Raw genomic sequence first — 13419 nt, 5'->3', positions numbered from 1 at the left:
ACGTAGCGGCTTCATTGCTTAAGCAAGCACTGATTTTGGATTTGAGCCCACAATTAAATAACAATATTTGATAAATTAAACGGGATAACTTTTTTCAATTCTTCAAGATTCATCTCGACCTGGTATCCAATCTTTCCAGCACTAAATATGATTGTCTCAAAATTAGTTGCTGAATCATCAATTGTAGTAATAAAACTTTTTTTCATGCCAATGGGTGAACATCCTCCGTGTATATATCCTGTAATAGCTAATAAATCTTTCGCTTTTAACATTTCAATTGATTTTTCATTAACACTATTAGCCGCTTTTTTTAAATCCAGTTCATTGGCAACAGGAATAAGAAAAACATAATATTTCTTAGATTTTCCTATCGTTACAAGTGTTTTAAACACCTGATTAGGATTTTGATTTAAAGCATCGGCCACATCAATGCCGCTGATAGCATCTGTGTTTACGTAGCTATGACTTCTGTATTTCACTATCATTTTATCTAATATTCTCATTACATTTGTTTTAAATTCCATATTAAAACCACCTTGCAGATTATATAATATTTCTCGTAACCATGAATAAATAGTCTGTTTCTATAACTGCCTATTTTACTACGGTATCATAAAGCCTTCAATGAAAATTTAATGTTATTAATCGAAGAAGAGTAGACAATATCGCAGAAGATTTATGTGTCCTTAATATAAATTTAATCCCTCATTAAGATTCGCAGCTTATTATAATAGTACCCCTTATACATTTTCTTTATATAGTGAAACCCCTCTAACTTTGGTTGGAGGGGTTTCGTGCGTTTTCGTTCAAGAGGTATTATTAGTAATTGTAGCGGCTAATAGTACAAGCTGGCTGGTAACACGGTTAATAAATCGTCCCTATAGGTATTGAACCTTCTTCAAGCGTAAAGCTAGAGAAGATATCACGAATGGTGAGCGAGTAAACGATGTTGATATGGATGTAACAGCTGATAACTCGTTTGATGGGAAATTTATTATTATCCATAAAGGTAAGAAAACATACAGCCTGATGAAGCTAGTTAAGTAGTGCATGATCGATAACCATATCAATATGTAAAGGATTTTTCTACAGCCCAATGCGGCTGTAGAAAAATCCTTTTTTTCGTCTACCTTTTGTCGACTCGGTCAGTTTTCTCCTCCAAGCCTCCCGTAATTGTATATTCAAAAAATAAAAATAGTTCGAATACAATTTAATATAGTTAGACATCATAAGCCAATCAATGACAATCTCGACCAAATACGACTTGAATGACAGAAAGAAGGACAGATAAATGGTCAAATCAAAACAATTATCACTTTTTGGATTGATCGGGATTACGATGGCTTTTTTTGGAACAGTGCGGAGTGTTCCGACGTTATCCATAACAGGTTGGACGCAGATATTCTACATGCTTGTTGCAGCGTTATTATTTGCACTTCCAATTGCATTGATGTCTGCCGAACTTTCCACTGGATTTCCTGGAGAAGAAGGTGGGCCTCAAGTATGGGTGAAGAAGGCGCTGGGAGAAAAATGGGGATTCGTTACTTCTTGGCTGCTATGGGTTCAAATGTTTTTTGGAATGGTTATGGTATCTTCGACAGTGGGCGTTCTATTTGGATATGTCATTAACAGACCGCAGCTATCTTCCAATAACATTTTTATTTTTGCGGTAATTCTCATTTCGTATTGGGGAGTTACTTTATTAAATATCAAGTTCGACATGGTTAAAATTGGTGGGAACTGGGGAGCGATCATTGGGGTGTACATTCCATTTGTAGTCCTTGTTATTCTCGGTCTTTGGTTCTTTTTTAAAAATGGCATTCAGCAAAACAGCTACCTGGGTAATTTTAAAGCCAAGGATTTGGTACCGAATTTTAGTCATTTGGGTAGCTTAACTTACTTATCGGGCATTATCTTCATATTCGCCGGGGTTGAGATATCGTCCGTACATGCGAATAATATCGAAAATCCGAAGCGCAACTACCCGATAGCGGTTATTACTTCGGTTATTTTGTTAGTCATTTTTAACCTTGTGGCTGGACTAACCGTATCGAACGCCGTGCCATTGGGTGAAATGGAGCTAGCAAATATTACGCAACCATATCTTATTTTTTGTAAAGATTTAGGCCTGCCCATGATTCTTGTCAACGTTATTTCGGCCATGATCCTTATCGGAGTATTGGTGCAGTTAAGCGCATGGGTGCTTGGGCCAAGCAAATCCATGATTAAGGTTGCTGATGAAGGTAACTTGCCAAAGTTTTTTCAAAAAAGAACCAAAAGAAATATCCCGATCACGTTTGTTTTGATTCAGGCGTCGGTCATTTCATTAGTAGCGCTGCTGTATGTCATTGTGCCTGACGTTAATAGTGCGTTCCTGATTATTACAATTACAACAACGATTTTATATTGTGTCGTATACGCCTTAATTGGCATTTCGGCCATTAAGCTTCGCTACACGTTGCCGGACATCGAAAGACCATTTCGATTGGGCAATAAGGGCAATGGATTAATCTGGTTCATTTCACTTCTGTCTCTGATAAGTGTTGCTATTACGATGATCGTCAGCCTTATACCACCATCCATTCTTCAGCCGAGCCAATATACGGGCTACATTATTTTTCAAGTTGGAGCGACGATAATTATGGTGGCTATCGCTTTGATTATCTACAAATTCAAAAAACCAGAGTGGAAAAAAGAAAAATAAATAGCAGCCAAACCATATCAATCATGAATAAATAATGGAGGAAATGACAATGAAAATTGAAATTACAGATATAAATTTAAAAGCGTTATTTTTAGGTGATAAAGGTGAAAATGTCGACATTTTTAAAGAACTATTGCTTAAAATGATCGACGAACATGTCGGTTGGCGTCAAAATTATCAGCCGCAAGATACTCCTGTGATCTCGCCATTTGATAAAAGCTCAGAGAGCTTCAACAATACAGTTGATCATGTTCGCAGTGTATTTAATGAATTATCTTCCAAGCTTCGCTCAAAATCGCTGCCTTGGCATACAGCGGGTCGCTTCTGGGGGCATATGAACTCCGAAACGTTGATGCCGGCTATTATTGCTTATACAGCGGCTACGTTATGGAACGGCAACAACGTCGCTTATGAGTCCTCCCCTGGTACTTCTGAGATGGAAGAAGAGGTGGGCCATGAACTGGCAACACTGATGGGCTATCAGGAAGACAAGGGCTGGGGACATATCTGTGCTGATGGATCGATCGCGAATCTGGAAGGATTATGGTATGCACGAAATTTGAAGTCACTTCCGCTTGCCATTAAAGAAGTTGCTCCAGAGCATGTGGAGGGCAAGTCCGAGTGGCAGCTGCTAAACATGTCAACTAAGGAAATATTGGAAATTATGGACAAAATACCGGATAAGCTGGATGAGGTAAAAGCTCACTCCGCTCGTAGCGGTAGGCATCTACAAAAACTAGGAAAATGGATTATACCGCAAACAAAACACTACTCTTGGCTGAAAGCTGCCGACATTATCGGTATTGGTCTTGATAATGTCGTATCAATTGATGTAGATCATAATTACCGCATGGACATTGACAAACTTGAGGCGAAAATTCGCGAGCTTGCTGCGCAGGAAATTCCTGTACTTGGTGTGGTCGGTGTTATCGGTACAACAGAAGAAGGTCAAATTGACCGTGTCGACAAAATAGTTAATCTACGCGACAAACTGGCAAAAGAGGGCATCTATTTCTACATTCATATTGATGCAGCTTATGGCGGATATGCACGTGCTATCTTCATAGATGAGAACAATGAATTTATAGATTATGACAAGCTTGATAAAGTGTACAAAAAATACGGCGTATTCCAAGAAAAGAACGAATGGCTTACAGAGGATATTTACAACTCCTTTAAAGCAATGAGTCAAGTGGAGACGATAACAGTCGATCCACACAAAATGGGCTACATTCCGTATTCTGCCGGAGCAATCACAGTAAAAGACAGCAGAATGCGCGATGCGATTTCCTACTTCGCAACTTATGTATTTGAGAAGGGTGCTGATATTCCTGCATTGCTAGGGGCTTATATTCTCGAGGGATCCAAAGCGGGTGCAACTGCCGCAGCGGTATGGACAGCTCACAAAGTACTTCCGCTAAATGTAATGGGCTACGGCAAATTAATGGGGGCGAGTATTGAAGGTGCTTTTCATTTCTATCACTTCTTGAAGGATCGAGAGTTCCATGTGAACGGGAAAACCATTAAGATTTACCCATTAACCAAACCTGACTTCAATATGATTGATTATGTGTTTAATGAAATTGGCAATACGGATCTCGGTGTGATGAACAAGTTGAACCACGATTTCTTTGGGCACGCATCTTATGCTAAAGGTGGCTTGTATTACAATGAGTTCCTTACGTCACATACTGACTTTGCTGTTCCAGACTATGGAAACAGTCCGCTGCCATTCGTAAAATCACTCGGATTCAGTGAGGAAGAGTGGGCACGTGAACAGAAAGTTACTGTACTCAGAGCAAGTGCAATGTCGCCGTATGTAAATGATAAGGAAGTATTTGATGAATACGCGGTGAAGATTGAAGCTGCTATTCAGACAAAGCTTGAAACCATTTATAACGACTATCAACAAGCATAATTAAAAAAAGGAATGCATAACATGCTAATTGGTTGCGCATTCCTTATCACCATTTCACCTTAGAGCATTATTTAAGGACAAGGAGTTTTACCATGAAAAAAGAAGTGTCTCTAAAAGAGAGTATTTTCCTTCTTATTGGAATACTAGCCATTATAGGTGTGTGTATTATTGGATTAGGCATGGCTCCTCAGGTGCCTATTTTACTATCTATAGGTGTTCTTATCGTCTTTGGGAAATTGAAAGGGATTTCCTGGGATAGGATTCATAAAGGCATTCAGAACGGAATTACTCCAGGTTTAATTCCTATTCTTATCTTTATGCTAATTGGGGCCTTGATCAGTGTCTGGATTGCGGCAGGCACGATCCCTACGATTATGGTATATGGATTCAACATTATGCTTCCACAATTCTTCCTGCCTTCGGTCTTTATTATTTGTGCCGTTGTAGGGATTACGGTTGGAAGTTCCTTCACGACGATATCAACCATCGGTATTGCTTTGTTCGGAATGGGTCAGATTATGGGCTATCCTGCTGCTATTACGACAGGAGCTATTGTATCTGGTGCCTTTTTAGGGAATAACATTTCTCCTTTATCGGATACAACGAACTTAGCTTCCGCCATAGCAGAAGTGGATTTGTTCGAGCATATACGCAACATGATACGAACGATGATTCCTGCTTTCCTGATTTCGCTCGTCTTTTTCGTCATTATCGGTCGCTCGAATTCTTTAACTACAGGCAATCAGATTAATGAGCTGGTCAATACATTGCGTTCTTCATTCACCATCACAGTTTGGACGCTACTTCCTGTTTTGACGCTGTTCTTGTGTGCGTGGAAAAAGGTTCCTGCCATCCCGACCTTGCTATTGAGCATTGCCATTACGGTCGGTGTCATTTTCTTATATGCGCCACAGACAAGCTTTCTTGATCTATCAAATCTGATGCAGGACGGATTCGTATCGAATACAGGTGTAACCAGTGTCGATGAGCTGCTTACACGCGGAGGAATTCAAAGTATGATGTGGTCTGTCTCCCTGATTCTCTTGGCTCTCGCGTTAGGAGGGTTGCTAGTGGAGTTAAATATTATTAATACGTTAATCGATAAAATCTCCGCTTTCGTTAGCAGTAAAGGAAAGCTAATTCTTATGACTGCGTTAAGCTGTATGGGCATTAACCTTCTACTGGGTGAACAATATTTGTCGATCATTTTACCAGGCAAGGCTTTTAAACATCAATTTAACAAGCTGCATCTTGCTTCAAAACATCTGTCGTCGACAGTAGCTAATGGTGGAGCAGCCTTCAATGCGTTAATTCCGTGGGGGGTTAGCGGTGTTTTTATTACAGGTACGTTGGGTGTTTCTACATTGGAGTATTTACCTTATACAGTATTTTGTTTCGCAGCTCCATTGCTAACGATCGTGTTGGGGTTTATAGGCAAGGACAAGAAAAATACTAAAACAGCGTAACAGGAAACCGCATGCTTATCGACAGATTAAGAGGATCCGCATTTCAATAATATAGACCACCTGAAAGCCCCTGATTCATCTGGCAAAGATGAACGGGGTTTTCTTTATTTTGTGAGTGCATAAAAATACTGATTGCTTTAATATTCAAAAATTATTCAGAAGCTTATGATTCAATTGAAATGATATGCTTTTCTGCATAGACATTTTACAAAAAAAATGAGTGGTGAGACTTGGAATATGAATATGAAGTTATCTATTAAGCAACAGGAAGCTCTTGAGCATGCAGAACATAATGGTGGAAGGCTTTTTAGAGGTAAGGGGGGCCTTTGGACAGTTGAAGGGGCTTCATCCACAGGGGAAAATTGGCATGGAATGGTCACCTCAGAATGGTATTGTACAACAAATACAATCTTCGCTTTGGTACGGCGGGGTTGTATGATCATGGACAATTTTGATAGCTGCTCTTTGATAAAGGATGAACAGTATCATGACACTCGAAAACGTAAGGAAGGTTAGTAAAACAATGATCCCTATGTTCAAACTTCGGAACATTTGGGCCCCTTTTCTTGGTAAAATAGAATCAGACGATGGAAGAGAAGGAGGCCGACGAGGGAAAATGGACTTGAAGGTGATCGTTGTTGACGATGAGTGGCTCGCTCTGAAAAAGATGGAAAAGCTGTTAGTAGAGAGATCCGAATTAGATGTTAAGGTTGAGTTGGTCGGGATTTTTAATGATCCATACCAAGCTTTAGAATTGGCTCAGCAGGAAAAGGTTGATATAGCATTTCTGGATGTACAGATGCCGGAGATTGACGGATTTGAATTGGCTGAAAGATTTCAGCAGATTCAACCGCATATTCGGATTATTTTCGTTACGGCTTATCAAGAATATGCTGTAAAAGCGTTTGAGATGAACGCACTCGATTATTTGCTGAAACCGGTACACCAGACCAGACTGGCAACGACATTAAAGCGCGCTGTTGAGTCGAACATGACAAGTAAGCCAATACCGAAGGATGCAGCTCCACTCACACTCTGTTGTTTGCAAAGCCTGCATTATGTCGATACATTAGGAAATGCCCGATTTTTTCCCTGGAAAACATTAAAGGCCCCCGAACTATTTGCTTACCTTGTATATTATCGAAATAAAACTGTGAGCAAGCAAATGCTGATTGATTTGTTATGGCCAGGGTACGATGCTGAAAGAGCAACAGCTCAGTTGTATACAGCAATCTACCAAATTCGAAAAATTATTAAAGCTGCCGGACTTGATCTGGAGATTAAATATAAAGATGAAGGCTACCGAATGGTATGGGGAACGCTGGGGCTGGATGTGGATGATTGGGAGAATGATGTTCGTCAAGCTGCTGAGGTTACTCCTGATACACTCGACAATCACCTATCCATAAAAGCACGTTACACAGGTGACTTTCTGGAAGAGCATCGCTATTTGTGGGCGGAGTACGAGCAAGACCGAATTCGTTTGATTTGGCTGGACCATGTGAAGCAAATTGCAGAATGCTACATATCCCAAGGTCAATATACGGAAGCAATACTGCTGTATCAAGAAATGAAAGAAAAGGTACCTGATATGGAAGAGGGCTATTTTGGCTTAATGAAGGTACATGCGTTACTCAACCACCAGGCTGAAGTTCGGAAACAATTCCAACTCATCTCGAACATATTTAAAGAGGAATTTGATGTTCCTCCCAGTAAAGAGTTAACGGATTGGTACGAGCAATGGAACAACGACATACAAAGATTAAACTTGAAGATAGGACGAATGTAACATGAAAATAAAAATAACAGCTGTTCTGCTTATTGTTTCTGGAATTTTTATTCTTTTTTATCCGACACTTGCAGAAAAGTATCATGATAATCAGCAAGAAAAGATTGTGAGAGAATGGCAAAACAGCATGCAAAACATTAGTAATGGTGATGAGGCTGTGGAAGAGAGTCAGAAATCACGAATATCCGTTAGCAACACAAGTACGGCGAATGAAAGCGAAAGCTCGGAGGATGATTCAGAGTCCAAGGAAAATGCAAGTTCAAAATTAAGCAGTTATCCCAATGCAGAAGGTATTCTAATGATAGAAAAGATTGATTTGCTCCAGCCTATCCTTCACGGGGCGACGCAAAAGAATCTGAATACTACCGTGGCAAGTGTTGAGAATACGGGAAGAGCCGGCGAAATTGGGAACTATGCCGTGGCAGGTCACAGGAATCGTACATACGGAAGAAATTTCAACAGGCTCGATGAAATCGAAAAAGGTGATAAAATTCAGGTTAACAACGGAGAGGGATTATTTGAATATACCGTTACAGAAAAGTTATATGTAAAGCCTGAGGAAGTGTGGGTGCTGGATCCCAATGGTAAAGATAAAGAAATAACGCTGATCACTTGTCACCCTATGGTTAACCCTACACATCGTATTATCGTTAAAGGAAAAATAGAAGGATAAACGGACAACATCGTCTCTCTAAGGAGAGCGGTGTTTTATTTTTTGTGTTATTATAGTTTTTCGCGGTTTTTCGCAAGTTTTCATCATATTCAGAAATTATTCAACATGTTGCTGTATAGTCTATATAAATTATCATTGCCTTGGCCTAGATCAAGGGGAGCAGTTTAAATAGCTTTTTATACAGCCTGCTTAAGCCAGGGGTTGAAGGAATTTGAAAATGGAATGAAAAATCATAAGGAGGCGATAGTGACCGGCCTAACAGATATTGCTTAAAAAATCAGGCCTATGTCAAATTGTTATGCACCTTAAGGCAGTTAAACTAAATTTGTATGAAATACGAGGTGAACGTTTTTAGTTATGAGGAAATTTAGTAAAACAATTTATTTATTCTTAATTGCAGCTTTAATGATCAATCTCTTGATACCTACTTCAATTACCAGTGCTGCTGATGAATTAGTAAACCCGGTAGTTAGTGAAGAAGGGCAGATTGTTACTGACGAGACTGTCACGGATGAGATTGTCACAGACGAAAGTGTCACTAAGGAGAATGTGACAGATGAGAGTACCACAGATAAGACTGTCACAGAAAGTGTTTATAAAGCTGAGAAAGACACGAAAACCCCTATCATTATAACCGAAAATCTTATTACCAAAGTGGTAATGAAAGATGGTGAAGGGGATAACGCGAATAATATTGAGGATATTCGTCCAGACCAAGGGTCGCGTGTTACGATTTATTTTGACTGGAGGCTTCCTGAAAATCACGGATATAAGGACGGTGCGACCTTTACTTTCAATCTGCCAGATAAATTTAAAGTAGACAGAGTATTGACTGGCGATCTGGACGGTGGGGTAGGGGAGTATGAAGTGACTCCGGAAGGCAAAGTCACTTTCACATTTAATGATTCGATTGAGGATAATGAAGAGCTAACAGGATACTTTTTTGTATGGAGAGAATTTGAAGAAAGCAAATTCGAGGGAGGAACTCAACAAGAGGTTGTCTTTGAGTTCACAGAAACGGATAAAGTCACTATTCCTGTCCATTTCAAAAGTAAGAATGACCGTGAAATAAAGAAGAGTGGAACAACCAATAAAGGTATGAATCCTAACGAAATCAGCTGGGAAGTTGATTTTAATATTGGTGAAAAGAAGATTGATGGTGCAGTCTTTAAAGATGAACTACCAGATGGATTAAAAATCAAAGAGAATTCCATTAAGGTGTATCCATTAAAGGTTCAATTAGATGGAAATGTAATTCCAGGTTCGCAACTTACTACAGTTACGCCCCAGCTCAATGGGAACGGGTTTGAGTTAAAACTTGGGAATATAGACAGCGCCTATCGAGTGGAGTACATAACTGAGATCACCGGTACTTCCGACGAAACATACACTAACAAGGCGACACTTTCCGGAAGCACCGGGGAAATCATGAAGGAATCAGCCAGTGTTAATGTGAAATTCAGCAAACCGCTGGATAAAAAGTCGACGCATTATGATTCCGCCACTCAAACGATTACCTGGGCTATTCAGTATAATTATAATGAACAGGTAATCGAGCAATCGAAAGCATTGATTAAGGATAAATTTGATAAGAATCATCAACAACTAGATAAAGATTCTTTTGAAGTATACGAGATGACAATAAACGATAATGGCAGTGCTTCACGAAAAACAGGAACGCCGCTCGTAAAGGGCACGGACTACACTGTCAATGATACGGCGGAAGGATTTACCTTAGCGTTTCAAAACGGGGTTAGAGCAGCGTACGAAATCATCTATAAAACTTCTGCCAAAGAACGCGTTCATGATGATAAGTATACGGTTGAAAATAAAGTTGAGATAGACGGAACAGAAGAAACAGCAAGCCGTGACATTAACCAAGTAATCTTTTGGAAGTCTGCAGATCCAAAGAAAGTGGACTACGCAGCAAAAACGATTGAATGGAACCTCAGTCTGAACGACGACAAAAAAACAATGGAAGAAGTCGTCATCCGTGACAGCTTTGCTGGTCAAGGCCTGACATTTCTGCCAGAGACGTTGGTTGTCAGTGGGCTCAAGCTAGATAATGGAGATGGAAATGGGGATTACACCATACAGCCAGATCCGACTTATGATGAAGGTTTTATTCTTGAATTTAAAGAACCGACTTCGACCAACCATTTCATCACTTATAAGACTTACTTTGACTCTACACGTGTCAATAAAGTACCTTATAAAAATAATGCTGTGCTGGACTGGAAAGAAAATGGGAAACCTCAGCCGTCCATCAACAAATGGGCCACAGTAGACCCGGATAACTACACGAAAGATAACGGTAATAAAATGGGCATTTATAACGCGGAAACGAAGGAAATCACCTGGACCATCGATGTAAACTACAATCTTCACAAGATTCAAGATGCAATGGTTCGCGATTTCTATACAGGTGAGCAGACTTTCCTTCCGGATTCATTGACCGTACATCATTTAACCCTCAGAGGGAGCTCCAATGGAGTAGATGTTGGGGCAGAGGTACCGGCTGACAAATATAGCTTTGAGCCGAAAACGGAAAATGATAAAAATGGCTTTGAATTGAAGCTTGGCTCGATTGACTCTGCTTATCGAATAACATATAAAACGAGTCTGAAAGGTCATCCTGTAGCGGCTGTGTACAGCAACAAGGCTACATTGTATGATGCAGAGACACCGAATACAGTGATATTCGAAAAAGGGACTTCTGTTACTCCTAAATTCGGCGGAGAATATGTAATCAAAACAGGCAGACAAGGAACAGGTGCGGAGCAGGATTTTGCTTATTGGGAAGTGAACATTAATCGCAGCTTGTCTCATATCGATGCGGGTGCTACATTAACGGACACATTGTCCTCTAATCAGATACTCGTTAAGGATTCCTTTAAGCTGTATGAAAATAAAGCTGATGCAAGTGGTAACTTGAGCAAGGGCGGCCTGGTAGACGAGTCAGAATATACATTGGATATTCAGGGAAATTCTTTCAAACTCGTGTTTGTAAATAAGATTGAGACCTCGTTTGTGTTGGAATATCAGTCGTTCATTAATGCCGATAATGGCGAGACTATAACCAATAACGTCACCTTTCAAGGACAATCTTCTGGTACTGTTGATGAGAAAAATGAAAATCAAGTCATAGTGAAGTTTTCCGGAGCAGGGGGCGGAGCGAACTCCCCAGGTAAAGGCAATTTGAAAGTTGTTAAGGTAGACGTTGCTAGCAAGAAGCCGTTAGCGGGAGCTAAGTTCGGACTCTATGACAAATCAGGAAGCAATCTTCTGGAGGAACTTGTTACAGATGAGAATGGGTTAGCGGTATTTAAGGATTACAAATATAAAGATTACATGCTTAAAGAATTATCCGCCCCAGCCGGTTATCTGATCGATGAAGAGTACAAGACCGGAAAGATCATTAAGTTTAAAGCTGACAAACCAGATTCTACGGTCGAGTTTACGGTCGAAAATGTAAAAGGCAACTGGGCTGTGGAGTTAACGAAAGTGGATAAAGACGAGCAGACCTGGTCACTAGAGGGCGCTGTCTTCAAACTTCAGTTCCTTGAGGGTGGAAAATACAGTGATGTACCTGGAAAAACGGAACTCACAACCGATTCAAACGGAAAAATCCAACTCACCAAACTGGATCCAGGCAGCTATCAGTTCATAGAGATCAAAGCGCCCAAAGGCTACAAGCTGAATGCAAATCCGATTCCTTTTACAATAGAACCTAACCAAACATCACCTAAAGTGTTGGTTGCACTGAATGAAATTTATGTCGGTGCTGTTGAGTTGTTGAAAGAAGATACGGATACAGGAAGCACTCTCGTAGGTGCCGAGTTCGAACTTTGGGATACAGAAGGGCATGTTCTGAAACGTGACTTGATTACAGATCAAGACGGCAAACTGTTCGTAGACCAACTGAAAGCAGGCAGCTATCAATTTGTTGAAACGAAGTCTCCTGAAGGCTATATATTGAATCTTGAACCACTGAAGTTTGAAATTATTGATGATACTAAAGTTCAGGTTGTGTTCAAGAACAAGCTAGAGACGGGTTCGGTGAAGCTGACCAAGATTGAACTAGGCCGACCAGCAATCAAATTATCCGGCGCAGAGTTCCGAATTCTGGACGCCAATAAGGTTCCGGTCAAGAACAGAGAGGGTAAGGAAATCGCAGGGCTTACTACGGATAGTAAGGGAGAACTGCAGATTCCAGAGCTCCGACCAGGTAAATATTATGTTGAAGAGACCAGAGCACCATACGGTTATAGCATAAAGGACAAACTGACTGAGATCGAAGTGATTGGCGGGAAAGAGACAGTGGTAACCGTGGAAAATATCCGCATACCTGTTACTGGAGGCGGCGGAGAAAACAACCCGAATCCTCCTGTCGGTCCAAATCCTCCCGTTAATCCTGATCCGGAAAAACCGGTCAAACCTGATCCGGAAAAACCTGTAGATCCAACTGAACCGGGTGAAACGGTTGATCCGGTTGAACCTACAAATCCAACTGACCCAACAGATCCAGGTGACGGTACAGACACAAATCCTCCTGTCGATGGAGGGACTGAGTCGGGCGGTTCAGACAATTCAGGTGAAAATTCAAATCAAGGCACAAAGCCGACAAACGGGGGCAATGGAAAAACTCCAATTGAAAGTACAAAGCCACAAAAACCAGGCAGTGTACTGCCAAAGACAGGAGAAGATAGCCCACTTCCGTTACAATTGGCTGGGTTTGGCTCCATCGTGTTAGGACTGGCATTGCTGGTTCTCAGAAAGAAACAAGTACTTCATAAATAAAATATTATGTAGAACATGAAAAATGGCGGCGCAAGGAGTTATTCCTGCGCCGTCATTTCTTCATTTCGA

The 13419-nt window shown here is 40.5% G+C and carries 8 protein-coding genes and 1 pseudogene; 8 read left to right on the top strand and 1 reads right to left on the bottom strand.

Annotated features, from left to right (window positions below; translation table 11 throughout):
* Nucleotides 1-53: 53 nt before the first annotated feature.
* The gene (ybaK, locus tag MNQ98_RS24450; RefSeq protein WP_241930560.1) at nucleotides 54-524 is read right to left on the bottom strand and encodes a Cys-tRNA(Pro) deacylase; all 471 of its coding nucleotides are present in this window, start codon (nucleotides 522-524) and stop codon (nucleotides 54-56) included.
* A 347-nt stretch (nucleotides 525-871) separates the two neighbouring features.
* On the opposite strand from ybaK, the pseudogene MNQ98_RS24445 reads away from it, so the two are divergent.
* The 8 genes and pseudogenes from MNQ98_RS24445 to MNQ98_RS24410 all read left to right on the top strand — a co-directional run.
* Nucleotides 872-1047, top strand: a pseudogene (locus MNQ98_RS24445) (tyrosine--tRNA ligase); the annotation flags it as partial.
* 244 nt (nucleotides 1048-1291) lie between these two features.
* Entirely contained in the window at nucleotides 1292-2704 is a 1413-nt protein-coding gene (gene tyrP, locus MNQ98_RS24440; protein ID WP_241930559.1) for a tyrosine-tyramine antiporter, read from the top strand.
* A gap of 49 nt (nucleotides 2705-2753) precedes the next feature.
* Nucleotides 2754-4622 (top strand): tyrosine decarboxylase, encoded by a 1869-nt coding sequence (gene tdc, locus MNQ98_RS24435; protein ID WP_241930558.1) that lies wholly within the window; start codon nucleotides 2754-2756, stop codon nucleotides 4620-4622.
* Between the two features lie 92 nt (nucleotides 4623-4714).
* Complete coding sequence (gene nhaC, locus MNQ98_RS24430; protein WP_241930557.1) at nucleotides 4715-6088, top strand: Na+/H+ antiporter NhaC; 1374 nt, start codon at nucleotides 4715-4717, stop codon at nucleotides 6086-6088.
* Between the two features lie 280 nt (nucleotides 6089-6368).
* A complete protein-coding gene (locus tag MNQ98_RS24425) occupies nucleotides 6369-6527 on the top strand; it encodes a hypothetical protein (RefSeq protein ID WP_241930556.1) in 159 nt (52 codons plus the stop codon).
* 177 nt (nucleotides 6528-6704) lie between these two features.
* Complete coding sequence (locus MNQ98_RS24420) at nucleotides 6705-7877, top strand: response regulator (RefSeq protein WP_241930555.1); 1173 nt, start codon at nucleotides 6705-6707, stop codon at nucleotides 7875-7877.
* A gap of 1 nt (nucleotide 7878) precedes the next feature.
* Nucleotides 7879-8550 (top strand): class D sortase, encoded by a 672-nt coding sequence (locus tag MNQ98_RS24415; RefSeq protein ID WP_241930554.1) that lies wholly within the window; start codon nucleotides 7879-7881, stop codon nucleotides 8548-8550.
* A gap of 357 nt (nucleotides 8551-8907) precedes the next feature.
* Entirely contained in the window at nucleotides 8908-13350 is a 4443-nt protein-coding gene (locus tag MNQ98_RS24410; RefSeq protein WP_241930553.1) for a collagen binding domain-containing protein, read from the top strand.
* Nucleotides 13351-13419: the final 69 nt, after the last annotated feature.

Origin of the sequence: Paenibacillus sp. N3/727 (assembly GCF_022637315.1) — a bacterium.
Lineage (GTDB): Bacteria > Bacillota > Bacilli > Paenibacillales > Paenibacillaceae > Paenibacillus_AQ > Paenibacillus_AQ uliginis.
The sequence above is the reverse complement of the archived record's forward strand: the minus strand, read 5'-3'. Positions and strand labels throughout refer to the sequence as shown.